Genomic DNA, 25,264 nt, shown 5'->3' with positions numbered 1-25,264 from the left:
TTGCTCCGCGCCGCGGCTCGGTTCTGCTGTCGGCGCTACGATTTGCCTCCCGTCATGAGTGTCACCGCCACGCCTCCGGACCCGATGGACATCGCGCCGCTGTGCGCGGAGACGGCGCTGCGTCTGTTGCAACACGGCGCGGAGAGCGCGCTGGTGGAGTCGCTGACGCGGCGCGTCGGCCTCGCGCTCGGCGCGGAGCGGGTGGAGGTGGCGTTGATGGCGAATGCGGTGACCGTCACCGCGCGGATCCGTGGCCGCAGCAAGACCACGGTGCGTCGCAACGAAGATCGCGGAATCAACATGCACGTTGTCATGGAAGTGCAGCGGCTGGTGCTCGAGGCGGAGGCCGGCCGGATCGACCGCGTGGTGTATCGCGAGCGGCTGCTGGCGGTGCAGCCGCTGCATCATCCGCGCTGGCTGGTGGCGGTGATGGTCGGTTTGTCGTGTGCGTGTTTCGCGCGGTTGAACCATGCCGACTGGGCGGCGTGCGGCCTGGTGGCGGTAGCCAGTGGCCTGGCGATGGTGGCGCGGCAGTTGCTGGCGCATTTGCATTTCAGCCCGCTGATCGTCTTTGGCGCGACGGCGTTCGTGGCCACTTCGGTGACGGCGATTGGGTTTGTGTATGATTTCAGCCAGACGCCGCGGGTCGCGATGGCGGCGAGCGTGCTGCTGCTCGTGCCGGGGTATCCATTGATCAACTCCGTGTCCGACATGGTGAAAGGCTATATCAACACCGGCATCTCGCGCGGAATGTTCGCGTTGCTGCTCTCGGGCGCGACGTGCACGGGCATCGTGGCGGCGATGAGCCTGTGGAAAATCTGGGGGTGGCTGTGACACTCGTGTTGCAGTTGCTGGAAGACATGGCACTCGCCGCGGTCCCGGCGGTGGGGTTTGGGATGTTGTTCAACGTCCCGCGTTCGGTGCTCGCTTACTGCGCGTTGCTCGGCGCGGTGGCGCACGGCCTGCGTTTTCTCCTGCTGCGGGCGGGCGTGCCGGTGGAGGTTGGCACGTTGATCGCGGCATCGGCGATCAGCTTCATCGGCGTGTGGCAGGCCCGGCGGCTGCGCGCGCACCCGAAGGTATTTACGGTGGCGGCGGTGATCCCGATGATTCCGGGCGTGCCGCTCTTCACGATGCTGATCACAATCCAGCAGATCTATCAGAAAGGCGCGAGCGAGGCGCTGCTGACGCAGGCGATCAACTCCGGCCTGCGGGCATTTTTCGTCGTGGCAGCGCTGGCGATCGGTCTCGCGATGCCCGGCCTTATCTACTTCCGCCGCCGGCCGGTGGTGTAGTGATCCTTGCGATACGGGCGGCGGGAAAATCGCAGATTTCTGGCTACAGGCTTGTCTCTGATGTAAATTGTCTGCGTGATACGCAGCCGTGCCGACTGTCCAGCAAGTCGCCGCGCCGCGTAAGAAACGCGCAAAGACGCCGTCTACCCCTGCATCGGCGACAGGCGTTGCGTCGGCCGTGCGGCCGTTGCAGGCGGCGGGAACCTCAACGAAGTTGAGTCGCCGGCCACGTTCGTGCGGTCGCGGCGGTTTCGAGCGGGTGGTGCGCATCCACGAGCGGCTGGGGCACGAAGGCCGCATCACGGCGGAGTCAGTGGCACGAGAGTTCGAGGTCGATGTGCGCACGATCAAACGCGACATCGAATTCATGCGCGACCGGCTCGGGGTGTCGATCGTGTGGGACCGGCGCGAGCGAAGCTATCTCCGCGGTCTCACGACCGCGGCTCCGTTGAAGCAGGACGGTGCGCTCGAGCGTGTAGGCGTTGGCGCCGATCTCCGCGGTCTCACGACCGCGGCTCCGTTGAAGCCTGTTCGTCGCGCGCGGCGACGATGTCGTTTTGGAATCTCCGCGGTCTCACGACCGCGGCTCCGTTGAAGCGCGTCCTGCGCCACTGACGGCACGAAATACTGCCGAATCTCCGCGGTCTCACGACCGCGGCTCCGTTGAAGCGGTGAGAACGCAATCCGTCAGACGCAGCTTCTCGCCATCTCCGCGGTCTCACGACCGCGGCTCCGTTGAAGGACGACGGCGCGCTTCTGGTTGAGCACGGTGCGGCCATCTCCGCGGTCTCACGACCGCGGCTCCGTTGAAGGGATTTCCGCGCAGAGTCTTTCCGCGCTCGAAACTTCTGTATCTCCGCGGTCTCACGACCGCGGCTCCGTTGAAGCAACGTCAAGCTCGATGTGTCGGACGGCGGAAACATCGATCTCCGCGGTCTCACGACCGCGGCTCCGTTGAAGCTTGGGGCTATCACCAAAACAGTGATCGCGGAAGGCGATCTCCGCGGTCTCACGACCGCGGCCCCGTTGACGAGCGTTCAGAGGTCTCGGCGCAGTGTTTCATTGCGTTGATGCCGCTGCCGCGCTTACGGCGAGATCAGACCCTTGCGGATCGCGAAGCGGACGAGGTCGGTCTGGGTTTGCAGGCCGAGCTTGCGCAGGAGGTTCGTGCGGTGCGTCTCCGCGGTGCGGGGGCTGATGAACAGCTTCTCCGCGATCTCGCTGTTGCTCGCACCTTCGGCCGCGAGTTGCAGCACCATCCGCTCGCGCGGCGTGATCGCCTGCAGCGGATCGCCGGCGTCGGCGGGTTTCGCGACGAGCGCGTTGATCGCCCATTCGGACAACGGCGCACTGAGGAAGCGCCGGCCGGCGAGCACTTCCGCGAGCGCGCGCGAAATCTCCTGCGATTCCGATCCCTTCAATATATACGCCATCGCGCCGGCGCGCAGCGTCTCGATCACGTAAGCCTCGTCGTTGTGCATCGAGAGCACGATCACGCGCGTGTGTGGACTCGTGGCGCGCGTCTGGCGCAGGACTTCGATCCCGTGCAGGCGCGGCATGTTGAGGTCGAGGATCAGAATCGCCGGCTTGTGTTTTTCCACCAGCTGCACCGCAGCGAGCCCGTCGGCCGCTTCGCCGACGATCGTGCAGGCGCCGTCGGTTTCGAGAATCGTGCGAAGGCCGCGACGAACGATTTCGTGATCGTCGGCAATGAGGGCAGTGATCATGGGGCGGAGGAGGCGGCCGCAGCGGCGAGCGGAAATTCCGCATGGATGCGCGTGCCCTGGCCGGCCTGCGAAAAAATTTCCAACATCCCGCCGGCGAGGTTCACGCGTTCGGTGAGGCCGGCGAGGCCGATCGAGTTGTGTTTCCCGAGCGCCGCGGTGGCGTCAAAGCCGCGGCCGCGGTCGGAGATTTCGACGTGCAGTGCGTGTTCGTCGGCCGCAACGGTCACCACGGCCGCGCGGGCACCCGAATGGCGGGCGACGTTGGTGAGCGCTTCCTGCACGATGCGGTAAGTGGTGGTTTCGAGGGTCGCGCTCAGCCGCTGGTCGGGGAGGGCGACGTCGAGTTCGACCGCGATACCGGTCTGAGTCTGGAAGCGGTTCACCTGCCATTCCAGCGCGGGCCGCAGTCCGAAATCGTCGAGCATCCGCGGCCGCAGTTGGAGGGTCATTTCGCGGACGGTGCGGAGGAGGTCGTCGGTGACGGCGAGGGCGTCGTCGAGCGCGGCGGGGCGGGTGCGTGCCGCTTCGAGTTGAAAACGTAGTCCGGTGAGCAACTGGCCCACCTGATCGTGGAGCTCGCGCGCGATCGCGTGACGTTCGTCCTCCTGGATGCGCAGGAGCCGGTTGGAAAGCGCCTGCAAGCGCGCGGCGTGGTCTTCGGCACGGCGTTCCGCGGCTTCGCGGACGGCGATCTGCGCCTGCAGGTCGCGCGTGCGTTCGGCGACCTGGTCCGCGAGCGATCGGTTCAGCTCGGTGAGCTCGGCGGAGAGACGGGCGTTGAGCCGGTCGGTGTCGGCGCGGCGCAAGGCGTGGTTCAGGGAGAAGACGAGCTCCGGCAGGCAGCCGGGTTCGTGGAAAAGATAATCCAGCGCGCCGAGTTGATGGGCGATGATCGCCGTCTCGGCTGAGCGGTCGCTGGAAAGCACGAGGGCGGGCACCTCTTCGGCGAGGGATCGCAGCTGGCGCAATGTATCGAAAAGGTGGATATCGCGCAGCCCGGGGCCGAGCACGAAGGCGTCGATTTCCTGACCGGAGCGGAGGAGCTCGGCCAGTGCCTGCGGTGCGACGAGTTCGAGTTGGAGGCGCGAGGCGTGGGTGGCGAAAAATGCGGCGACGTCGGCGCGGTTCGACACTTCCGGTTCGACGAACAGCACGCGGTGGACGCGCGGGGAGATTGCGACAGCGTGCCGGCGGCGCTGACGTTCGATCGCGCGCGCGGCGATTTCGGAGATGCGGCGGAAATCGGCGGAGTTCTTGTCGATGCAATCCACCGCCCCGGCGCGCAGCGCGCGGACCGCGAGTTCGTGCTGCCCCTGCGCGCTGACCATGATCACCGGCGTCGGATCGAAACGCGCGGTGAGTTCGCCGAGAACCTGCAAGCCATCGAGGTCCGGCATCATCAGGTCCAGCAAGAGGAGGTCGTAGCCGCCGCGTTGCATCGCCGCGAGGCACTTGTGTCCGCCGTCGACATGATCGAGCACGATGTCCCGGTCCGAACGCTCGAAGAGCAGGCGGACCATGTCGGCAATCTGCGGGTCGTCCTCGGCGTGAAGCACTCGAGTCATGAAAGGAAGCAGGTGAACGGAGGCTGAGGCCAAAGCCCACGTCCGCCAAGCCTGAGGTGTTTCCCCGGGCGAATTTGGGACGAGGCGATAAACCGCTGCTAGCGACGCTAAAATACTCCCGATTTGAGTTAGGGAAATCCCTCAGCGGAAAATGCGAGCGCGAATTACGGGGCGACACGGATACAGGGATTCGACGCGGTGGCCTAGGCTGGGCGCGTGCCTGCAACGCCCCGCTTTTCTTCCCGGTTGCCTTCGCTTTCGCGCCGCTTCGTCCGGCTGGCGTGGGCGGGGGTGGCGGCGATCGCAGCCTTCGGCTTGAGCGGGTGCAACACGACTGCGGTCAACGAGAGCAACCTCGCGCTTTTCGCCGAGAACGCGCCGCTGCCGCAGATCGTGGAGCGCGGCACGGAGCTGGCGGCAGCGGAACGCGCAGCGAAAGCACAGCGCGGCTGCGTGGCGGTGCAGGGCGAGGGCGCGTCCATGGAACCCGTTTATGTGGACGGCACCGCGGTGGTGATTCGCGCCGGCGGCTACGAACGGCTGCGGCCGGGACTGCCGGTGGTTTACAGGACTCGTCGCGGCGAGACGGTGGCGCACATGCTGGTGCGTCCGACGCCCTATGGCTGGGTCGCAGCGGGGCTGAACAACGACGGTGAGGACGTCGAGACCGTGACGGAGAACAACCTCGTCGGCGTCATCACCCAGGCGTTTTCGTCGCGCACCGGCGCGCTGCCGAAGGCGATGGTCGCGCGGATCGCGTTGAACGAGCAGATCCGTCACGGGGCGCGGGTCGCGAGCTTGGGCCGCTAGAATCTTTTCCGGATCAGTGTTGGTGGTGTTAGTAGACAAAGGCATCCGCGTCGGGCGGCAATGGATTGCGCCCGACGCGCGCCTTTGTCGCTGAAACGTTCTGCCAAATCCGCGGCCGTCGGTGGTTTACCAATCCCGCTGCGGATTTTGACGCTTCTTTAATATTCCGCGAAAGTCCGCGAGGTTTGCGCCGAAATGAGGGATCATCCCCATGATCGCGGATCCTGCAGCTTCGCCCGTTGGTGCGTTCACGCCTGATGACATCGTGCGTGAGCTGAAGCACCTGCCCTCGGCGCCGAAGGTGTTGCCGCGGTTGAAGCAGTTGCTTGGCGATGTGAACTCCTCGATGGCGGAGATCGTGGCGCTGATCCGTCTCGATCCTGCGATCGCCGCGCGCGTGTTGCAGGTCGGCAACAGCGCCTATTACAGCAAAGGCGTCCGCTGCTTCACCGTCGACGAGGCGGTCAATCGCGTCGGCTACGATCAGGTTTACGAACTGGTTTCCTACGCGGTCGCCGCGCAGGTGCTGGTTCGCCCGCTCGAGGTGTATTCAATCGAGGCGGACGATCTGTGGAGGTTGTCCGTGGCCGGCGCGCTGGCGGCCGAGGCCCTCGCGTTGCGGACCGGTCAGGATCGCGATGTCGCGTATACGGTCGGTTTACTGCACAGCCTCGGCATGGTCGCGATCGACGACTGGGCGCTGCGGAATCGTCCGGGTCTGCGTTTCAGTTCCGCGGGCTTCCCCCGCGAGGCGGTGGAACAGGAGCGGGCGGCGCTTGGTTTCACCCAGGCCGACGCCGGCGCGGCGCTGCTGCAGCATTGGGAATTTCCGCGGCCGATGTGCGAACCGGTGCGGTGGCAGTATGCTCCGCGCGCGTGCGCGGCGCACACCCGGATGGCGTGCCTGCTGCACTGCGCGAAATGGCTGCGAAGCATGGTGTGCAGTGCCGGGGGAGAGATCGCTCTGCCGGCGGACGCCGTGCTGCAGATGGTGCCAGTCAGGCCGGGCGATTTGCCCGGGCTGGCCATCGAGGTCGAAGAAAAGCTCAAGCAGGTGAGCTCGCTCCTGGAAGTCAGCGTTCCGGCGCCGCGCGCGGGATCGCGTTTCCCGATGGAGTTTTCGCTGCCTCCGCGTTGATCGGCACGCGACTGCCGGAGGGCGGGCGAGGCCGGCGAATGCGAGCAGATAAAGATTCCGACGGGGGACGTCGGGATTCACCGCGCAATCCGTTCAGGAAATGCGCGAGTAGATTTTCTGGAGGAGCGCGGACGAAGGACTCGCGGGCGTCGCGGCGGGGCGCGGGCCGGTGAGGCTGTAGCGGAGCAGAAGCTGCTCGTTTTCCTTGTCGAGCTGGAGAATCTGCAGGATGCGGGCGCGCGTTTGCTCGAGCAGATCGCGAGTCTCGGGCTCCTTCACGCGGCCGGCGGGCACGGTGCGCAATGCCGACAGTGACTCGTCGAGCTTCGTCAGCAGCGTGCGTTTGCGCTCCAGCAGTTCGGATGCGAGCGGACGCTGGTGCTGCCGCAGAAAACGGTTTTCCTCGAGCGCGAACTGGTGCAGTTCGTCACAGAGCAGCTGGTGCTGACGCAGAGCTTCGGTGGGTGTCATTGGCGACGGGTTTTTCAGGAGTGGGGATGTCTTGCCCCGTAGTCGAATCAAAGAGGGTGGCGACGCGGCGATTGATCGCGTCGCGCCAGTCGACATGTGCGAGCCGCGACTGCGCCATGCGCACGACGTCGGCGAGGTCGGGGGCGGGCTGTTCGCCGGCGTCCGCGACGATGGCGCGGTAGGTCGCGCAGGCGCGCTCGAGATCGCCGAGGCGCTCGTAGCAGAGGGCAACCTGATAGGTTACCGGGAGGCGCCACGTCAGGTCCGTGCCGAGCGCGGCGAGGCTGCTGTAGATTGAAAGCGCGTTATGGAAATCGCCGGTCTGGAAAAATTCGTTGGCGAGCTGGTTGCCGGTGCGGCGTTGCCAGTAAGCCCAGCGCTTGGCATCGGCTTGCGAGCGCGAGCGTTCGGCGCGCAACAGATCGAGGGTGGCAGTGAGCGCCTCCTGCGGGCGGTTCAGGCGACGCAGCGAGGTCGCGAGGAGGAAGCGCGCCTCGGGGATGTTCTCGTCATCCGGCCATTGGTCGATGAAGGCGCGAAGGCTGGTGACCGCGCCGGCGAAATCGCCGTCGAGCTGGAGTGCGAACGCGGCTTTGAAATGGGCGCGAGCCCGATCCGTCGGCGCGAGGTCGAGCATGCGCAGCCGGGAGAAGAACTTGTTGGCCTCGGCGTAGTCGCCGGATTGGAAATACGTTTCCGCGATCTCGAACTGCGCGGTTTTGGCGAGCAATTGGTAGTGCCCGAAACCGCTGTCGGCGGGAAGTTTCAGCGTCGAGTTGATGACGTTGTAGAAACGCGCGATGGCGAGCCGCGGGGTGCCCATGTCGCGCAGCGTGCGGCCGAGCTCGAGGAGGGCGTCGGGCACGCGGTCATCCGCAGGAAAGTCCTTGAGGTAACGCTCGTAGATGGCGGCGGCCTTGGTGAGCGAACCTTGTTTGCGGTGCATGTGCGCGAGACCGAGCAGGGCGCGCTTGGTTTGCGGCAGCGGGGCGTCGCCGTTGAGCACCTGGCGGAAGGCGATCTCCGCCGCCGCGTAGTCGCCGCGCTCGGTCAGGCTGCCGCCGAGGTTCACGAGCCCCTGGCTTTCGCGTTCGCTCAAGCCGCCGGTTTCCGCCGGCTGGTCCGACGTCGCTGCGGGCGGGGTCGTCGCAACCGGTGACTCCGGCCCGGAGGTCGCGGACGGCTCGTGAGCGGAGTCCTCCGCGCGTCCCGGAATCGTCACGAGGCCGAGCGCAAGCAGCAACAAGGCCGTGGCGGAGGGCCGATGCGCGAGAGCCCGCCGTCCGGCATGGCGGAGAGAAGCGGACGGGAGCTCTCGGGCGCGGGCGCGAGCCGGCGACGAGCGGGTGCGGGAAATCATCGAGGTGTTTGCGTGTAAGTCGCCGAGCTTGGCGGCAGCGGAGCGGCGGTCGCGGGGGCGCGGGGCACCGGCACGATGACGGTGGCGTCGCCAGCGGGCGAAGGAATCTGGAAGAAGGGCAGGAAGTCTTCGGGGCGGGCCTGCGGTCGCAGCTCGTCGGGAATGATCGGCGGCGGCGTGCGGGTCGGCGCGACGGCGGGTTCGGAGTCCACGGCGGCAGGTTCGACGACCGGACCGGGAACGACGGGAACGTTGGAAGCGGCGACGGGCGGCGCCATGACATCCGCCGTTGGAACGGCAGGAGCGGCGGTGGTGTTGGTCAGAGGGTTGGCGACGTCAGCGGCCTCAACGGGCTGGGGCGGCGCCCCGGCCGGCGGCCGCGTGACAAGATCGGGAGGTGGTGTGAGTTCGTCGAAGCGCAGAGGCGGAGCCCCGAGCGCGACGAGATAAGGTTGGATGTGACTGGCAGTCCGTGGTGGCAGCGTGGGCCGTGACCAGCCACGGACGCCGGCCAGCAGCGTAAGGAGCAACAGTGCCAGGCAAGGCAATGCCTGGCCCGCACCAAACGGTGCGGACGTTGGTTCGCGTTGATTCATTGATAATACGGCAGTCCATGTGATGGATTGTCCGGTATTCGCCCAACGCTGGTTATCGGCGCATCGCGGGAAATCCTGAGCGCAAATTGCCGGCCCGGCGAATCGCCGGGGCTCTCCCGCTCGTGCGGAGCGCGGATTATTTTTTCGCCGTCTGATCCAGCAGCGCGCGCAGACGCCGGCCGACTTCATCGAGTCGGTAGGGTTTTTGCAAAAACTCCCGCTGGTTCAACTGCTGGAACTCCGTGCGGACATCCGGCGTGATGTGGCCGCTGATGACGAGCACCGGCAGATCCGGTCGGCACGCGCGCAGGACTTTCAACACCTGCACGCCATTGGTGCCCGGCATGTTGAGGTCGAGCAGCACGGCATCGAGTTTCTGGTTCGTGTCGCCGATCGTCTCGATCGCTTCCAGGCCGGTGGCCGCGGTGGTGACCCGATAACCCTTGCGGGTGAGAGCGGCGGAGAGCAGCGCGCGCAGCGAGGTCTCGTCGTCGACGACCAGGAGCGATTCCGAACCGGCGGGAAACTCCGCGGACCCGCCGGTGGCGGCGGTCGCGGACGTCTCCGTCGCGAGCGGCAGATAAACGTGAAAGGTGCTGCCCACGCCCGGCGTGCTGTCGACGTCGATGAAGCCCTGATGGCTGGTGGCGATGCCGTAGACGACGGCGAGGCCCAGGCCGGTGCCCTTGTGGGCGGCCTTCGTCGTGAAGAATGGCTCGAAGATCCGCGCGCGCACCTCGGGCGTCATGCCGGTGCCCGTATCCGTGACGTCGAGACACGCGTAGCGCCGGGCCGGCTCGGCCGCGTGGTGCCGCGACTGCAACTCGGCGCCGAGCCTGACGCTCGTGCTCACGGCGATCGCACCGCCCTGCGGCATGGCGTCGCGGGCGTTGACGCACAGGTTGAGCACGATCTGCTGAATCTGCGTCTGGTCGGCGAGGAGGGGCGGGAGCTTTTCGGCGAGATTCAGCTGGAACGTCACCGTGCGGGGAAACGTTTCCGCCATGAGCGCGATCAGGTCGCGCGCGAGCTGGTTGAGATCGACGGGCGCGTAGCGGATCTCCGCCTTCCGGCTGAATGTGAGGATTTGTTTCACGAGGCCGCTCGCGCGCTGCGCGGCGCGGTGGATCTCCTGCAGGCTCTTCTGCAGGATCGCCTGGTCGGCGCCGCCCTGAAGGCAGAACTCGGAGTAGCCGTGGATGATTGCGAGCAGGTTGTTGAAATCGTGCGCGATGCCGCCGGCGAGGGTGCCGAGGCTCTCCATCTTGTGCGCCTGGCGGAGCTCGCTCTCGAGGGCCTTGCGACTGGTGATGTCCTCCCGCAGGCAGAGCAGATTGGTGATCTCGCCGGCGGGATTGCGCATGGGCGAGACCTTGACGGATTCCCAAACGGTGGCGCCGTCAGGCCGGCGCGTGCAAAGCTCGCCGCGCCACTCGCCGCCGCCGCGCACGGTTTCCCAGAATTTTTGATACGACGCCTCGTCGGGATGACCGTCGCGCAGCACTTCGAGCTGCCGATCGAGGATGTCTTCGAGCGTGCGGCCGCTGACCTCGGTGAACTTGGGATTCACGTATTGCGGCCGGCCGTCGAGATCGGTGATCACGATCGAGACGGGCGACTGCTCGACGGCGCGGGACAGACGGTAGAATTGTTCCTCGGCGAGACGCTGGCGGGTGATGTCGCGGCCGACGGCCCGGATGGCGAGGACGGCACCGGACGGATCGAGTTGGGCCACCTTCTCCCAGGCGAACCAGCGCACACCCTGGGGCGTGAGCCAGCGGTTTTCGCAGGTGACGCGGTGCGGCGGCCGCACCACGTCGGCGAGCGCGGCGTTCATGCCCGCGACGTCGTCGGGGTGAAGAAACTCCGCCACGACGGCCCCGGGCAACGACGCCGGCGCACGGCCGAACTTACGCGCAAAGGACAGGTTGGCGGCGAGCAGGCGGCCGTCCAAGTCATGGCAATACACCGGGTCGGCGCTGGTTTCCCACGGCCCGAGCCAGTTCTCTGCCGGCGGCGAAGGCGCGACGCCGGCGACGGAATCGCCCATCACGACAGACATACCTCCTGCTTATCGGTGCACCGCGCCCGATCTGAAGCGTCCAAACAGAGTGTCATATAATGTATGACACTGGCTCGGGCGCCTTCGCGGAGCGACGGCGGGAAGGATGGGGCGGGCGGCTCACAGCAGGCCCTGTAGCATCGACGGCAGCCGGCTGAGGGTGTTGGCGAGAGCGGCGCGCGCGAGCATGGTTTCCGGCGCGTCGGCTTCGTAGAGGATTTTCCACCCGTCGAGCAGCAGCCACGAGTCGTGCTCGATATGCGCGACGGGTTCGAAACCGCCGGTGATGCCCGCGTGACGCACGAGGTGATCGGCGACCTGCACGGCGGCGGCAAACAGCTGGTGTTGGGGCGCGGCCGCGGGGTTGTTGTGATAGCGGACGGCGCTGACGATTTCGTCGGAGAGTTGGTGGCGGCTGAGGTAGTGCGCGCCGATCTGGCCGTGGTCCCAGCCGATCAGCTCGCGTTCGAATTTGCAGAATTCGGCCGGCGTGCGCGCGGGCATGGTCATCAGTTTTTGCAACTCGTCGGGAAACGCGGTGGCCATGACGACCTTGCCGACATTGTGCAGCAGGCCGATGAGATAGTCGGTGTCGTCGTCGATCTGGAGCGACGTCGACGCGAGGATGTCGCGGGTGACGATCGCGGTGGCGATGCTGTGGCTCCAGAGGTCCTTCCAGGGGAGGACGGCGTGGGAATTGCGCTGGAGGCGCTCCAGCTCCTCGATCACGGGCGTCGCCATCGAGAGCTCGCGAATCTGGCGCAGACCGAGGAAGAAAACGGCTTCCTCGATGTTGTTGATGCGGGTGGAGAGGCCGAAGTAAACGGAGTTCACCATCCGGAGCAGGCGTGCGGCGAGCGACGGATCGCGGCGGATGATCTCCGCGATCTGGGAATTCAGGCTCTGCTCCGAATGCACGAGATCGCTCAGTGCGCGGTTGATGCTTTGCAGGGATCCGAGCTTGGGGCAGGCGTCGATGCGCCGGCGAACCGCGTCGTCGGAGAAGGGTGGCTGGGAGGAGGAGGTCGCGAAAGGAATGGGTGTTTCGAGGAGCATGCGGGTGGAGTCGAACGCGGGGGCATCTCCCGCGCTCCTGGGCACGGAACGCTAAATCGGACCGCGCCTTCGCGGCTTGAGGGAGGAATGCGCTCGACCGGCTCTCCCGCTTGCCGGCATCACGGGCGCCGGCACGCCAAGTGCGGAAGTCTTGCGTCGGCTGCGACCGGCCGCTGCGGCGCGGTTTTCTTTCAATTTGGGGCCAGATGAGACGATAGCATCCCGCATGATCGCCACGCCGATTCCGCGCGAGACGCTGCTGCATGTCGTGAAGCAGCTGCCGGCTGCGCCTCGCATCATGTCGCAACTCGGGCAGCTCTTGCTCGATCCGAATTCCGACATGGGCGAAATCACCGAACTGCTGCGCCGCGACACGGCGCTGACCGTGCGGATCATTCGCATCAGCAACAGCGTCTACTACAACCCCGGCCAGCCCTACGGCTCGCTGGACGAGGCGCTGGCGCGGGTCGGCTACATGGAGGTTTACCGGCTGGTCGGGCTGGCGGCGGTGTCGCAGCTGGCCGATCACGATCTGGCGCTTTACGGCATCGCGGGCGCGACGCTGCGCGAAAACTCGCTGCTGACGGCTCTCCTGATGGAATCGCTGGCGAGTAGGGTTGGGATGGATACAAAGGTCGCCTACACGGCGGGGCTCCTGCGCTCCGTGGGCAAGGTTGCCCTCGACCGGCTGACGCGGAACGGATCCTACAACGGGCGCTACCGCGGTCGCGAAAATGGCCGGCTGGGCGACTGGGAAACGCAGTTCATCGGCATGTCGAATTGCGAGGCGGCGGCGGTGATCCTGAAGGAGTGGCGTTTCCCACTGGCGACCATTGCGGCGATTCAGCAGCAATATCTCGTCGTGCCGGGCGCCCCGCCGCTGGCGCAGTTGCTCAATCTCGCGGCCGGAGCCGCCGAGCGGGGAGGTCATGGCCTGCCGGGAGAATCGGATTACTGGACCGGCGGCGTCGCCGCGTGCCGGGATCTCGACCTGGACGAGGAGCAAGTGGACGACGCGTTGCGACAGGGCCTCGAGTCGTTCGGACCATTGCGCGCGGCAGTGAGCTGAGGACGTGGTTAACCAACCCGGCTGGCCGGACGGCAATTATTGCCGGCTGCGCGGCCGATTCGCTACGCGCGGCGCGTTCGCACCTGAATCGGCGGGAAAATTCTCTATAACAGGTTAATATGAATAAGGTTGTTCGGTGATGCGCTTTTGCGGCCCGAGTTTTGCAGTCAGCCGGCGGTCATGTGCACGAACAGCCGCCCCCTGACACTTATCGTGGCGAATTCCGGAGCTTCGCGGCGTTCCGAGCCGCGGTTTCGATCGGATGCCGCCCGCTAGACATCAACACCTGTTAACCGAAGGTGACGCCTGGCGCCGCAAAGGACGTTTGGCGGACGCGCTAGCGTGCTATCAACGGGCGTGCGCGCTCGTGCCGTCGGATGTGCAGGCGTGGCATCAGGCCGGCATGACGGCCTTGCTGGCGGGGAAAACGGAAGAGGCGACGCGCTGGCTCGCACAAGCGTTGAAGCTCAGCCCGGCGTCGCACCAGACGGCGTTCGGTCTTGCCGTCGCGAATATCGCGTGCGGTCGGACGGCGGAGGCCGAGGCGATCCTGCGACGCGTGGTCGCGGCCGTGCCGCGGCACGCAGAGGCGTGGCATCATCTGGCGCTGGTGTTGAAGACGAGCGGGCGCATCGCAGAAGCCATCGACGCGCAGCGGCTGGCCGTGAAGTTGAAGCCCGATTTCGCGCAGGGCTGGCAGGCGCTCGGCGCGACCCTTGCCCTTCAAGGCGGTCCGACCGAGGCGCTCGCGTGTTTCGATCGCGCGCTCGAGCTCGATCCCGGCCATCTGCGGGCGAGAGCCGGTCGTGCCATGACGCTCTACAAATGTCATCGCGTGGTTGAAGCGGAGGCGGAATTCGCGGCGGTGCTCGCGCGCGATCCGCGGCAACTCGAAGCGAGAAGTTATCGGCTGATGGTGCTCAACTGTCTCGACGGGCGCAGCCGCGAGGAGATCCTGGCGGAGCATGTGGCCTTCGGACGCGAACTGCCGGCGCCGCCGCGGCGGATCCGGGCGGACGATCCCGCGCGGCGGCTGCGCGTCGCTTTTCTTTCGCCGGACCTGCGCGAGCATTCGGTGGCCTATTTTCTGGAGCCGTTGTTGCGCCATCTCGATCCGGCCGCGTTCGAGATCGTGCTGTATCACGATCACCCGGTGGTCGATCGCGTTTCCGCGGCGCTGCGTTCCAAGGCGGCACTCTGGCGGCACTTCGCCGGACAGGCGGACGATGTCGTGGAAAAAACGATACGCGCCGACGCGCCGGACCTCCTGGTCGACCTGGCCGGCCATACCGGGCTGAACCGGCTCCCGCTGTTCGCCCGCAGATTGGCGCCGGTGCAGATCTCCTATCTCGGCTATCCCAACACCACGGGCGTGCCGGCGATGGATTATCGTTTCACGGATGCGATCGCGGATCCGGCGGGCGAGGCGGACCGGTTTCACACGGAGAAACTCGTGCGCTTCGCGGACGTGGCCTGGTGTTATCTGCCCCCCGCGAGCGCGCCGGAGCCCGTGCCGCCGCCGTGCCTGACGCGGGGCGGTGTGACGTTCGGTTCGTTCAACAATTTCGCGAAGGCGACCGATACGATGCTGCGGCTGTGGGCGCGTCTGCTCGCGCAGTTGCCGGATTCCCGCCTCTTGATCAAGGCCGGCGGGTTGGCCGAACCGGCGGTGCGTGAACCGCTGCTGCGTCGCCTGGAGGCCGTGGGTCTCGCGGGCGATCGCGTCGAGCTGCTGGCGCATACGCCGGACACCGCGTCGCATCTCGCGCTTTATGGGCGTGTGGACGTGGCGCTCGACATGTTTCCCTATCACGGCACGACGACGACGTGCGAAGCGTTGTGGATGGGCGTGCCGGTGGTCTCGCTGCTGGGCGATCGCCATGCCTCGCGCGTGGGCCTGTCGTTGTTGAGCGCGGTCGGTTGCGCCGACTGGGTGGCGCGGACGCCGGACGAATATCTTGAAATCGCGCTGCGGCTCGCCCGCGATGCGGATCGCCTGGCGACGTTGCGCGCCGAACTGCGCTCGCGGATGTCGCGTTCGCCGCTGTGCGATCACGCCGGCCGGGCGGCGCGTTTCGGTGCGGCGCTGCGCGAGTGCTGGCGGGCGGCGATCGAGCCGGCGGCGGATATCGCGCGTCCGGCCTCTTCACTGGTCTCTTTATGAACGCGAAAAAAATCCACCAACTCCTCGACACCGCACTCGCCCAGCACAAGGCCGGGCAGATCGACGAAGCCGCCCGACTCTATGCGCAGGTCTGCCGGACCGCGCCGCGGTTGTTCGATGGCTGGTATCTTGCCGGTGCGCTCGCGTTTCAGCGCGGTGGACATCTGGAGGAGGCGATCGGGTTTCTTTCGCGCGCGCAGCGCCTCGATCCGCGCTCGGTGGAGTGCAAACTTTTCCTCGGCATGGCGCTCGCGGATGCGGGGCGTTATGAAGAGGCGGAGCGACCGCTGCGCACGGCGCTGACGGCACATCGCGGGTATCCCGAAGCGTGGGAAAATCTCGCCAATGTCCATTGTGCGCTGGGCCACCCGGTGGCCGAGGCGATCGCGTGCCTGCGTCGCGCGCTGGCTCTCGCGCCCGGTCGGGCGGATCTGCAGCAGCGGATCGACGAACTGGTCAACACGGAGGCGTTCGCCGCCAACCCGATCACGGCCTGAGCGTTCATGTCTCCCGCCAAGCGACAATCGATTCTGCAAGAGGCCGTGGCGCTGCATCGCGCCGGTCGGCTCGAGGCGGCGGAGACACTGTATCGACAGGTGCGCGTGGCGAAGCCGCTCGATTTTGACGCCCTGCACCTTTCGGGATTGCTGGCGCATCAGCAGGGGCGCGCGGCGCAGGCGGTCGAGCTGTTGGAGAAAGCGCATCGGCTGGATCGGTCGTCTTCGGTCTGCGAGATGCGACTGGGCGCGGCGCTGCTGGCGGCGGGCCGCCCGGCGGATGCCGAGCAGCGGCTGCGCCGCGTGACCGCCCGCGATCCTCGCGCCGCCGAGGCCTGGGATCAACTGGCTTACTGTTTGAAAACGCAGGACCGGCTCGCCGAGGCGGTCGCCTGCCATCAAAAAGCGGTGGCCGCGTCGGCGCGCAGCGCCGTCCTGTGGTGCAATTACGGGCTGACCCTCGCGCTGCAAGGAGAGCTCGAGGCGGCGCTGACGTGCCAGGAACGAGCGCTGGCACTCGAGGCGAATCTCGCGTCCGCGCGGCTGGCGCGCGCGCAGGTGTTGCATCGGTTGAAACGAATTCCGGAGGCGATCGAGGATTACGATCGCGTGCTCACGGCCGAGCCGGCCGATGCCGAAGCCCGGAGCTGCCGATTGATGGCGCTGCAGTGCGTGGACGGCCTGTCGCGCGAACGGCTTTTCGAGGAGCACGCGGCGTTTGGCCGGATGCTAGGCGCACCGCCGTCACGGACTTTCGCGAATGAACGCGATCCGGCGCGGCGGCTGAAAGTGGCGGTGTGGTCGCCGGACCTGCGCGAGCACTCCTGCGCGTATTTTTTCGAACCGCTGCTCGAGTATCTCGACGAAAGGGAGTTCGAAGTGTGGCTTTATCACGATCACTTCCGTGAAGACGAGGTGTCGGCGCGGCTGCGATCGCGCGGTGCGCGGTGGCGCAACCTGGTTGGACAAACGAATGCGGCTGTCGAGGCGACGCTGCTCGCGGATGCGCCGGATATTCTGATCGATCTGGCCGGGCACACCGGCATGTGCAACCGCCTGCCGGTCTTCGCGCGTCGCGTGGCGCCGGTGCAGGTCACGTATCTTGGATATCCGGATACGACGGGCGTGGCGGCGATGGATTATCGTTTCAGCGACGCGATCGCGGATCCCCCGGGTGAGGCGGAGCCATTCGCGACCGAGCAACTGGTGCGCTTCGCGCCGGTCGCGTGGTCGTATCGGCCGCCGGTCGCTGCGCCGATGCCGCGCGAGCGCCGCCTCCCCGGGCCCGTGACGTTTGGGTCCTTCAACGATCTCGCGAAAATCACGGAGCGGGTGCTCGCGCTGTGGGCCCGCGTGCTCGCGGAGGTGCCGGCGTCGCGGCTGTTGATCAAGGGCGAAGGTTTGGGCGAATCCGCGACCCGCGACAGGTGGCTGACGCGTTTTCGGCGCGCCGGACTTCCCGTGGAACGGCTGGAACTGGTGGGACGGCTGCCGGATCCCGCGGCGCATCTGGCGCTCTATCGACGCGTCGACGTGGCGCTCGACCCATTCCCGTATCAAGGCACGACCACGACCTGCGAGGCGCTGTGGATGGGCGTGCCGGTGGTGGCGCTCGCGGGCGATCGCCACGCGGCGCGCGTGGGCGTGAGCCTGCTCCATGCCGTCGGACATCCCGAATGGGTGGCGTCGGACGAAAATGAATACGTGCGAATCGCCGCGCAGCTCGCGGCTGACCCGGTCGATCCTGCATCCGTGCGAACGGCGATGCAGCGCTCGCCGCTGCTGGATCATGCCGGCCAGGCCGCGCGGTTTGGCGCCGCGTTGCGCGCCTGTTGGGTCAACGAGTGCGAGCGATCGGCGAGCGCCAGCAACGAAGCCGTGCGATGACTCCAGCGCAGCTCGCGAATCTGCTGCAGGATGGCCTGACGCGTCATCGCGCCGGACGTCTGGACGAGGTGGAAAAGATCTATGCGCACGCCCGCGCGGCGGCCCCGCGCAGCTTCGATGCGTTTCAACTTTCCGGTTTCCTCGCGCTGCAGCAGGGGCGCTGCGAGGACGCGGCCCGGTTTCTCGTTCGGGCGCTGCAACTGAATCCGTGCTCGGCGGCGTGCGCGTTGCGCCTGGCGGAGGCGTTGAAGAAATCCGGCCGTCACGCGGAGGCGCGCGACGCCGCCCGACGCGTCGTGGCGCTTGAGCCGGCGAATGCCGACGCCCACTACGCTCTCGGCGAGCTGGCGGCGGCACTGGAAGGTTTCGCCGCCGCGGTGCCGCATTTTCGCCGGGTGACGGAGCTGCAGCCCCGCGCGGCGGACGGGTGGGCGAATCTCGGCGTGGCGTTGACCCAGTCGGGCAATCCGGACGAAGGCGTCGCTTGTTTCGACCGGGCCCTTGCGATCAATCCCGACGAGGCGCAGGCACTCACGGGCCGCGCGCTGGCGTTGCAGCAGGCGCATCGCGTCGACGAGGCGGTCGCCGCTTATGACGAGGTGCTGGCGAAACACCCGGCGAATCATGAAGCGCGCAGTGCGCGGCTGTTGAGTCTGCACTATCTCGACGGAATTGAGCGCGAAGCGTTGCTGCGCGAACACCAGGCCTTCGGGCACACGGTGCGCGACGCGATGAAGCTTTCACCCGCGCCGAAGTTTGCGCACCGGCCGGATCCGGAGCGGCGGCTGCGTGTGGCGTTTTTGTCGCCGGACCTGCGGGCGCATTCGGTCGCGTATTTTCTGGAGCCGCTGCTGGCGCAACTCGATCGGACCCAGTTCGAGATTTTCCTGTATCACGATCACGCGCGCGTGGACGCTATGTCGGAGCGGCTGCGGGCGCAGGCGGCACAATGGCGTCACGTGGCGGGTTGGCCGGACGGCCGGGTTGAGGCGGCGATGCGAGCCGATGCGCCGGACGTCGTCATCGATCTGGCCGGTCATACCGGGTTCAATCGCCTGCCGCTGTTTGCGCGCCGGCTCGCACCGGTGCAGATCACGTATCTCGGTTATCCGGATACGACGGGGCTGGCGGAGATGGATTATCGTTTCACGGATGCGATCGCAGATCCGGCGGGCGAGGCGGACCGCTTTCACACGGAGCGGCTGGTGCGATTTGCGCCGACGGCGTGGGCGTATGCACCGCCGCGCGACGCGCCGGAACCGTTGCGGGAGGCGGAGGGGCCGGTGACGTTTGGCTGTTTCAATAATTTTTCGAAGGTGAGCGACACGACGCTCACGCTGTGGTCGCGGATCCTGGCGGCGGTGCCGGACGCACGGCTGCTGTTGAAATCGCAGGGACTCGACACGCCGGCGAATCAGGCGTGGTGCCGCGAACGCTTCGCCCGCTGCGGAATCGCGCCGGAACGCGTCGAGTTGCTTGGCCGGATCGCGGGTCTCGCGGCGCATCTGGGCGCGTATCGTCGCATCGATGTGGCCCTGGATACGTATCCGTATCACGGCACGACGACGACCTGTGAGGCGCTGTGGATGGGCGTGCCGGTGGTGACGCTCGCGGGAGACCGGCACGTGTCGCGCGTGGGCGCGAGCCTGCTGGCATCGGTGGACCGAGCCGAATGGGTGGCCAACACCGCGGAGGATTATGCGCGGATCGCAGCCGGGGTCGCCGCCGCGGGCCGGCGCACGGACGACGCGAGCCGTGCCTTGCGTGAAGCATTGCAGGGGGCGGCCTTGATGGATCACGCGGGGCAGGCGAGGCGTTTTGGCGAGGCGCTGCGGGAGTGCTGGCGAAGGTGGTGCGGTGGAGCCGCGGGTGACCAGGCGACCCCTGAGCGCGCGGGTATGACGTCGGTGTCCTGACCACGGGGAAATTTCTGCCGCCATCGCGCCGGGCAGGGCGAAAAGCCGAGGAGTCCGTTTCAAAAAATAGCATTAAACCACTATAATTAGGTAACTTGTAACTGTGTTCATCGGCTCGGCCCGAAACTTGCTATCACGAGGGTCCCATGACTTCCCTTGCGCTTTCGTCCAGTCCGAGCCCCGAGATTTTGGCCGTCAGGGACGGCAATTCTGAGCAGTCCGCGAACGGTGGTGGAACGGCGATCGAGCAGGCGCGCGCCGCCGTCGCACACGTGCTGAGCCGCCCCGAAGACGAGGCGTCATGGCGGACGGCGGTCGACGCGCTGGTGACCGCAGCGGCCTGCGTGGCGAAGCTGGAGCGCGGGCAGCCGAAGGCGCCGGACGTCGCGGAGGCGATGGCTCTGGCGCGCGAGCTGAGTGCGACCGACGTGCCGACGCGCCTGGCGGCGACGCTGCCGCCGGGAGCGCCATCGGTGAAAGGCTGGCCAGGCATCGTGGCGATGATGTTGCTGGCTCCCGCGTGGCATTGTCCGTCGGCGCCGACGCTGGATCTCGTTCCCGATTGGCTGAGCGAAGACTACGCGGCGTGGCTGTTTGCGGTGCCGTCGGGTTTCGTCGCGCCGGGGCAGGCGGAAGAATTTTTGCAGCACTCGGAGCGTCACCTTGAGGCGCTGGCGCGCTGGAAGGAGATGAATCCCGGCTCGGCGGTGGTGCGCGCGGCTCTGAACCATTATCGCCCGGAGGAGCATTTCCCGCGCTTAAAGTTGAGCCGCTCGGGCTTGCGCCGCGTGGCGGAATTGCACGCACGCGTGATGTTGCGTCAGGGCCGGCAGGCGACGGCGCCGGCCTATCCGCCGCTGCCGCGGGAAGGACGGAAACTGCGGGTGGGATTCGTGGTGCCCTCATTCGAGGAAACGGTCGCCACGACGGCGACGCTGGCGCTTTTCACGGAGCTGGATCCAGAGCGGTTCGAGACGAGTGTGTTCGTGCTCACGCCGACGGATTCGCGCAACGAGAACCACGCCCGCCAGCGGACGCAGGGTTTTCAAGTGCTGCCGGCGGACATCGAGGATCAGAAGTTGATGCTGGCCGATGCCGCGCTCGATGTGCTGGTTTTTGAAGATGAAATCACGGGATCGACCGGTGAGATCGCCCGGCTCGCGGCGACCCGGCTTGCGCCGCTGCAAACGGTCACGAGCGCGCGTCACGGGGCGACGACGGGGCTGAACACGATCGATCTTTTCGTGACCGGAGCGGACGCGGAACCGGCGACCCTCGCGGCGGAGTTCTCCGAGCGCTTGGGAGTCGTCCCCGGCCCGGCGCGGACGTTCGAGCGTCTGGATCCGCACGTTGCGGCGGAAGCGGTGACCCGCGCCGATTTCGGGCTGCCCGCGGAGGGCGCGCTGTTCGTGAGTGGCGGCGATTGGGAAAACGTGTTGCCCGAAACGCAGGATCTGCTGGCGCGGCTACTGCAACGCGTGCCGGGCAGCCAGGTGGTGCTCCAGCGGATGGGCGATGGGCCGATGGACGAGGCGCGGCTGGCGGCGATCGCGGCGGGCTTCGACCGGGCGCTCGCGGCGCACGGCGTGGCGGGCGACCGCTTGATCCTTTCGCCCGCACCGTTGCCGGGCCTGGCCGATTTCGAGCGCCTGGCGGCGGTCGCCGACGTGCAGCTCGACTTGTATTCGATTTCCGATGACAGCTTGGCGCTCGCAGCGCTGCAGGCGGGCGTGCCGGTGGTGGCGCTGGCCGGGGACACGTTGCGCGACCGGCGGGTCGCGGCCCTGCTTCGTTCGCTGAAACTGGACGAACTCGTGGCTCGCGATGCGGACGCGTGGATCGAACTTGCCGCCAAGCGGGCTAGCCATGCCGGCGAGGCGGATCCGTTTCGGAACGCGATTCGCGAACGCGCCGGCGCGCTGCCCCGGCCGCTCGATGCACTGGCGGCGGCCGACGCGCTGGGCGACCTGCTCGAGACGGCCTTCGACGAAGTGGTGCGGCTCGGCAACGAGCGTTTCCGCGCCCGGCGCGAACCGCTCGCGGCGGGAGTTTCGGGCGGTGAGTTGAAGAACCATCTGGTCCGCGGCGAGGCGTTGCTGGCGGAAGATGGCGCGGCTGCCGTAGAGGAAGCGCGACGAGCGCTGCGGCTCGATCCCGGATCCGCGGCGGCGCGGGCACTGCTTGGCCGAGCGTTGCTGGTCAGCGGACGGACAGCGCGGGCGGTGACTTATTTGTTGGCTTCGGTGGAAGCCAGCGACGCGGATGCCGCCCGTTGGGCGGATCTGGCGAAGGCGCTGCAGCAGAACGGGCAGCAAGAGGCATCGATCCAGGCCTTGGAGACGAGCTTGCGGCTCGATCCGCGGCAGGCGGACGGGTGGTTGATGCTGATCGATCTGGCGGAGCGCGCGGGCGTGTTCGATCTCGCGCAGGACGCGTTGAAGGCTCTGAAGGAAAACGTGCCGGATCATCCTGAGATTCGGGGACTGGCGGCGCGGCTGGGCTGCTGATCGGCCGATCATGCGCGTCCTCTTCGCGACAGGTTCTCCCGCGCATTACATGGCTCCGCCGCGGCTCGGCGACGAGCAGGTGGTGTGCGGGTCGGACTGGGAAGACCAGCGGGCGCCGGACGGCCGGTGGGTTTCGCTGCGGACGCCGATCGGTCAGTACGATCTCGCGGCGATTGCGGCAAAGCTGCCGCCGGAGCAGCAACCCGACGTGGTCGTGTGCCTCGTGGACTCGAGCTGGCGCAACACGCCGCGCGGGCTCGCGAAATTTTCGTGTCCGCGCGTGCTGCTCGTGGCGGACACGCATCATCTGCAGCAGCCGATCTCGCAAATGCTGCGTTATGCGGCGAGCGAGCCCTATACGCGGGTGGTGTTGTTGTATGACCGGCACCACGCGGGTTTTTTTCAGGCGGCCGGAGTGCAGAATCTCTTTTGGTTTCCCGGACTGACCTTCCCGCATGGCGACGACGCGGTGCGCGCGGCGCGGCAGAAGACACGCGCGCCGCACATCGGCTTCGTCGGGCAACTCGGGAAGCATCATCCGCGGCGCCAGCGGCTGGCTGACGCGCTGGCGGCGCGCAAGCTCCCGCTCCGCGTGCAACCGCTGCCACAGGCGGCGGCGCTGAAGTTCTACGGCTCGTCGCTCATCGGCTTCAATGCGAGCCTCAACGGCGATCTGAATCTCCGCGTGTTCGAGGTGCTCGCGAGCGGAGCGGCGTTGTTGACGGATGTCCTCGCGCCTGAGTCGGGACTCACGGCGTTGCTCGCCGACGGTCGCGAGATGCTCACCTACCGCTCGCCTGAGGAACTCGCGGAACGCGCCGCCCACGCTTTGGCGCATCGGTCCGAAACGGCGGCGATCGGGGCCGCCGGAGTGAAGTGGTTCGACGAGCATTTCAGCGAGCGGCGGCGGCGCGAAGCGTTTCGCGCGCTGGTGTTCGATGGCCGGACGCGGCCGGAGTTTTCGCTCGAGCGGGGCGCTCGCGTGTGGTTCGGCGGCAATCTCACAAAACTGCGTTCGGCCGTTGCCGCTTATGAAGCGGTACAGGAGATCCATCGCACCGAAGAAGGGGTGGGGGTGGAGCTGGACGTCACGGTGGCGAACGAGGTTCGGGATTTGTTCGCGACGCTTCCACGTATTCGATTTTCGGATGCGAACAAAGCTTGCGACTTGTTGGTTGCTGGCCGCGCGCCGGTGTCGCCGGCGATCGCGTCGCGTGCGGCCCGGCTGTGGTGGGTCGGCGCAGACGCCGAGCGCGAGGCGCTCGCCAAAATGCTGCGGGCGGAGGGCTTGGAGCCGATGCTCGGTCACCCGGCGGTGTTTATCCGCGGGCATCCTGCGAGCTCGACGGCGGATCCGCGAGTGTTGTTGCAGGAAGTGAAGGCTCGTCTCGCGGCCAGGGATTTCGCCGCGGCGGCCACGCTTGCCGAAGCCTTGGTCAAAGCCGACCAACGCAACCCTGAAGCCTACGGGGTGCTCGGCCGCGCGTTTGCCGGACTCGACCGGCACGACGGGGCGATCGTCGCGTTCAAGCTCGCGATCCATTTGGAACCGCGTCGGGCGGAATGGCGGGCGGAGTGCGGTGCAGAGCTGCTCCACACGGGGAAGTCGGACGAGGCGCTCGCTGCCGCGCATCGGGCGGTGGAGCTGAATCCGAAGCTGGACGCGGGCTGGTTGGTCTTGGGACAGGCTTTGTTCGCGCGGGCTGAATACGCGGCGGCAGCGGACGCATTCCAACACGCACGCGCAGTGACGCCGCAGAACGGAGAAGCGGCCCTTTGGCTCGGTCACGCTTTGAAGCGGCTCGGGAGGCTGGGGGAGGCTCTAGCTTTTCACTCCCGCGCGGTGGGCGGATCCGGTAGCGTTGCGGTTCCGGCGGCAACCCAGAAGCGGCGGGTGCTGTTCGTGGTGCAGCATGGTCCGTTCTGGAACAGCTGCGCGTCGATCCACGAGGCGTTCGCCTCAGATCCCGGCTGGGAAGTCACCGTGGTCGGCCTGCCGTATAACCATCCTTACTATACGACCGACGCGGAGCGGAATGCGGTCTTCGCGTTTCTGGAAAAGGAAAACATTCCTTACGTCCACTGGAGCCGTTACCGACTCTCCCCTGGCTGTGCTGACGTCGTTTTCCTGCAGAATCCTTATGACGTTACACGTCCCGAGGGCTGGCGCACCCATGAGATCATGCGTTCCGTGCCGCGCATCGCGTATGCGTCGTATGCGATCGAGCTCGGCGGCAGCCAGGAAACCCTGACGTTCCTGTTCAATCTTCCGCTCCAACAACTCGCCTGGATGATGTTCGCGCGCTCCGAGCGACACCGCGCGATGTTTGCGGAACATTGCTTGACCGGCAACGCGCATGTCGTGGTGACGGGACATCCGAAGGTAGATGCCATGCGCCGGCTCGCGGCGGTCCACGATCCGGCGTTGGACGCATTTGTGGGCGGACGAAAGATGGTGTTCTGGAATGCGCATTTCGACGTTCGCCTCGACGGGACGCCCTTCGGGGAAGGGTATTCGACTTTCTATCGCTGGCGGAAATTCCTTCCGCAGGAATTCGCCCGGCGCCCGAACATGGCGTTCGTCATTCGGCCGCATCCGCTGGTCTTTCCCACGATGTTGCAGCGGGAAATCATGACGCCGGAGCAGATCGAGGAATTCCGGGCGGACTGTGCGGCGGCGGGCAACGTCCTCATCGACGAGAGTCCATCGTATCTGCCGGTATTTGCGCGGTCCGACGCGATGATTTCGGACTTGTCGTCGTTCATTCTTGAATACGCGGTCACGGGTAAGCCGTTGCTCTATCTGAAGAATCCCAAAGGTCCGGCGACCAATGCCGACGGCGAGTTTTTCGAGTACTGTGCCCGGGCCGAGACCGGGGAGCAGATCGGCGCCTTTCTCGACGAGGTGGAGGCCGGCTTGGATTCGTATGCGGCGGTGCGTCGGGCCAAAATTCCCGAGTTCATGTATGTGCCGGACGAAGGCGTCGGCACTGCCGCCAAGCGGGCGATCGAAACGCGACTGCAGGCGGAGGAGACTGGCGAGCCGTCCCTTGCCGGGGATACCCGCGGGCCGGGGGAAGAGCAGTTAGAGGATCGCGCAGCCTTAATTGCCGCCCTGACCGGCCGATAAAGGAGACATCTTCC

General features: G+C 66.7%; 18 protein-coding genes and 1 CRISPR repeat array. Of the genes, 11 read left to right on the top strand and 7 right to left on the bottom strand.

The genetic code is table 11. The annotated features are described in order from the left end of the window. Positions 1-54 precede the first annotated feature (54 nt). Positions 55-834: a threonine/serine exporter family protein gene (locus tag AC6RV7_RS02905; RefSeq protein WP_500092398.1), complete on the top strand. Its 780-nt coding sequence runs from the start codon at positions 55-57 to the stop codon at positions 832-834. Further along, the gene (locus tag AC6RV7_RS02900) at positions 831-1,295 is read left to right on the top strand and encodes a threonine/serine exporter family protein (protein WP_500093007.1); all 465 of its coding nucleotides are present in this window, start codon (positions 831-833) and stop codon (positions 1,293-1,295) included. The genes AC6RV7_RS02905 and AC6RV7_RS02900 overlap by 4 nt, the downstream gene beginning before the upstream one ends. Positions 1,296-1,714: 419 nt before the next feature. Next, a CRISPR array of direct repeats spans positions 1,715-2,328; the repeat unit is 36 nt; unit sequence ATCTCCGCGGTCTCACGACCGCGGCTCCGTTGAAGC. A 52-nt stretch (positions 2,329-2,380) separates the two neighbouring features. On the opposite strand, the gene AC6RV7_RS02895 is transcribed toward AC6RV7_RS02900, so the two are convergent. Further along, positions 2,381-3,022, bottom strand: coding sequence for a response regulator (locus AC6RV7_RS02895; protein WP_500092397.1), 642 nt, complete (start codon positions 3,020-3,022; stop codon positions 2,381-2,383). Beyond that, positions 3,019-4,587, bottom strand: a complete 1,569-nt coding sequence (locus AC6RV7_RS02890; protein ID WP_500092396.1) for a hybrid sensor histidine kinase/response regulator — start codon at positions 4,585-4,587, stop codon at positions 3,019-3,021. Before AC6RV7_RS02890 ends, AC6RV7_RS02895 begins: the two co-directional genes overlap by 4 nt. 246 nt (positions 4,588-4,833) lie before the next feature. Here AC6RV7_RS02890 and AC6RV7_RS02885 point away from each other — a divergent pair, with 246 nt between their 5' ends. Both AC6RV7_RS02885 and AC6RV7_RS02880 read left to right on the top strand, forming a co-directional pair. Continuing rightward, positions 4,834-5,397, top strand: coding sequence for a S24/S26 family peptidase (locus AC6RV7_RS02885; protein ID WP_500092395.1), 564 nt, complete (start codon positions 4,834-4,836; stop codon positions 5,395-5,397). 211 nt (positions 5,398-5,608) lie between these two features. Then, entirely contained in the window at positions 5,609-6,535 is a 927-nt protein-coding gene (locus tag AC6RV7_RS02880; protein WP_500092394.1) for an HDOD domain-containing protein, read from the top strand. 93 nt (positions 6,536-6,628) lie between these two features. Here the strand turns inward: AC6RV7_RS02880 and AC6RV7_RS02875 are convergent, their stop codons facing one another. From AC6RV7_RS02875 to AC6RV7_RS02855, 5 genes are all read right to left on the bottom strand, one after another. After that, entirely contained in the window at positions 6,629-7,006 is a 378-nt protein-coding gene (locus AC6RV7_RS02875) for a hypothetical protein (protein ID WP_500092393.1), read from the bottom strand. Beyond that, on the bottom strand, positions 6,963-8,252 hold the full coding sequence (locus tag AC6RV7_RS02870) for a tetratricopeptide repeat protein (protein WP_500092392.1): 1,290 nt from the start codon (positions 8,250-8,252) through the stop codon (positions 6,963-6,965). Before AC6RV7_RS02870 ends, AC6RV7_RS02875 begins: the two co-directional genes overlap by 44 nt. Before the next feature lie 110 nt (positions 8,253-8,362). After that, positions 8,363-8,644 carry a hypothetical protein gene (locus AC6RV7_RS02865; protein WP_500092391.1) on the bottom strand — a complete coding sequence of 94 codons (282 nt, stop codon included), beginning with the start codon at positions 8,642-8,644 and terminating at the stop codon, positions 8,363-8,365. A 454-nt stretch (positions 8,645-9,098) separates the two neighbouring features. After that, positions 9,099-11,024: a hybrid sensor histidine kinase/response regulator gene (locus tag AC6RV7_RS02860; protein ID WP_500092390.1), complete on the bottom strand. Its 1,926-nt coding sequence runs from the start codon at positions 11,022-11,024 to the stop codon at positions 9,099-9,101. Between the two features lie 120 nt (positions 11,025-11,144). Continuing rightward, positions 11,145-12,080, bottom strand: coding sequence for an HDOD domain-containing protein (locus AC6RV7_RS02855; RefSeq protein WP_500092389.1), 936 nt, complete (start codon positions 12,078-12,080; stop codon positions 11,145-11,147). 226 nt (positions 12,081-12,306) lie between these two features. On the opposite strand from AC6RV7_RS02855, the gene AC6RV7_RS02850 reads away from it, so the two are divergent. The 7 genes from AC6RV7_RS02850 to AC6RV7_RS02820 all read left to right on the top strand — a co-directional run bounded on the left by AC6RV7_RS02850 (position 12,307) and on the right by AC6RV7_RS02820 (position 25,250). Further along, a complete protein-coding gene (locus AC6RV7_RS02850; RefSeq protein ID WP_500092388.1) occupies positions 12,307-13,149 on the top strand; it encodes an HDOD domain-containing protein in 843 nt (280 codons plus the stop codon). A gap of 262 nt (positions 13,150-13,411) precedes the next feature. Continuing rightward, a complete protein-coding gene (locus AC6RV7_RS02845) occupies positions 13,412-15,313 on the top strand; it encodes an O-linked N-acetylglucosamine transferase, SPINDLY family protein (protein ID WP_500092387.1) in 1,902 nt (633 codons plus the stop codon). Continuing rightward, positions 15,310-15,810 carry a tetratricopeptide repeat protein gene (locus AC6RV7_RS02840; protein WP_500092386.1) on the top strand — a complete coding sequence of 167 codons (501 nt, stop codon included), beginning with the start codon at positions 15,310-15,312 and terminating at the stop codon, positions 15,808-15,810. Before AC6RV7_RS02845 ends, AC6RV7_RS02840 begins: the two co-directional genes overlap by 4 nt. 6 nt (positions 15,811-15,816) lie before the next feature. Then, complete coding sequence (locus AC6RV7_RS02835; protein ID WP_500092385.1) at positions 15,817-17,697, top strand: O-linked N-acetylglucosamine transferase, SPINDLY family protein; 1,881 nt, start codon at positions 15,817-15,819, stop codon at positions 17,695-17,697. Next, positions 17,694-19,613 carry an O-linked N-acetylglucosamine transferase, SPINDLY family protein gene (locus AC6RV7_RS02830; protein ID WP_500092384.1) on the top strand — a complete coding sequence of 640 codons (1,920 nt, stop codon included), beginning with the start codon at positions 17,694-17,696 and terminating at the stop codon, positions 19,611-19,613. The genes AC6RV7_RS02835 and AC6RV7_RS02830 overlap by 4 nt, the downstream gene beginning before the upstream one ends. Before the next feature lie 146 nt (positions 19,614-19,759). Beyond that, positions 19,760-22,120, top strand: coding sequence for a tetratricopeptide repeat protein (locus tag AC6RV7_RS02825; protein WP_500092383.1), 2,361 nt, complete (start codon positions 19,760-19,762; stop codon positions 22,118-22,120). Between the two features lie 10 nt (positions 22,121-22,130). Then, positions 22,131-25,250, top strand: coding sequence for a glycosyltransferase family protein (locus AC6RV7_RS02820; protein ID WP_500092382.1), 3,120 nt, complete (start codon positions 22,131-22,133; stop codon positions 25,248-25,250). The last annotated feature ends 14 nt before the right edge of the window (positions 25,251-25,264 follow it).

It is taken from the genome of Opitutus sp. sgz309028 (assembly GCF_059821195.1).
The sequence above is the reverse complement of the archived record's forward strand: the minus strand, read 5'-3'. Positions and strand labels throughout refer to the sequence as shown.

Bases quoted from the DNA above. Each gene is read 5' to 3' on its own strand.
- AC6RV7_RS02890 (WP_500092396.1), bottom strand. From the start codon at position 4,587: ATGACTCGAGTGCTTCACGCCGAGGACGACCCGCAGATTGCCGACATG.
- AC6RV7_RS02850 (WP_500092388.1), top strand. From the start codon at position 12,307: ATGATCGCCACGCCGATTCCGCGCGAGACGCTGCTGCATGTCGTGAAG.
- AC6RV7_RS02825 (WP_500092383.1), top strand. From the start codon at position 19,760: ATGACTTCCCTTGCGCTTTCGTCCAGTCCGAGCCCCGAGATTTTGGCC.
- AC6RV7_RS02880 (WP_500092394.1), top strand. From the start codon at position 5,609: ATGATCGCGGATCCTGCAGCTTCGCCCGTTGGTGCGTTCACGCCTGAT.
- AC6RV7_RS02855 (WP_500092389.1), bottom strand. From the start codon at position 12,080: ATGCTCCTCGAAACACCCATTCCTTTCGCGACCTCCTCCTCCCAGCCA.
- AC6RV7_RS02875 (WP_500092393.1), bottom strand. From the start codon at position 7,006: ATGACACCCACCGAAGCTCTGCGTCAGCACCAGCTGCTCTGTGACGAA.
- AC6RV7_RS02865 (WP_500092391.1), bottom strand. From the start codon at position 8,644: ATGGCGCCGCCCGTCGCCGCTTCCAACGTTCCCGTCGTTCCCGGTCCG.
- AC6RV7_RS02835 (WP_500092385.1), top strand. From the start codon at position 15,817: ATGTCTCCCGCCAAGCGACAATCGATTCTGCAAGAGGCCGTGGCGCTG.
- AC6RV7_RS02905 (WP_500092398.1), top strand. From the start codon at position 55: ATGAGTGTCACCGCCACGCCTCCGGACCCGATGGACATCGCGCCGCTG.
- AC6RV7_RS02845 (WP_500092387.1), top strand. From the start codon at position 13,412: ATGCCGCCCGCTAGACATCAACACCTGTTAACCGAAGGTGACGCCTGG.
- AC6RV7_RS02830 (WP_500092384.1), top strand. From the start codon at position 17,694: ATGACTCCAGCGCAGCTCGCGAATCTGCTGCAGGATGGCCTGACGCGT.
- AC6RV7_RS02895 (WP_500092397.1), bottom strand. From the start codon at position 3,022: ATGATCACTGCCCTCATTGCCGACGATCACGAAATCGTTCGTCGCGGC.
- AC6RV7_RS02840 (WP_500092386.1), top strand. From the start codon at position 15,310: ATGAACGCGAAAAAAATCCACCAACTCCTCGACACCGCACTCGCCCAG.
- AC6RV7_RS02820 (WP_500092382.1), top strand. From the start codon at position 22,131: ATGCGCGTCCTCTTCGCGACAGGTTCTCCCGCGCATTACATGGCTCCG.
- AC6RV7_RS02860 (WP_500092390.1), bottom strand. From the start codon at position 11,024: ATGTCTGTCGTGATGGGCGATTCCGTCGCCGGCGTCGCGCCTTCGCCG.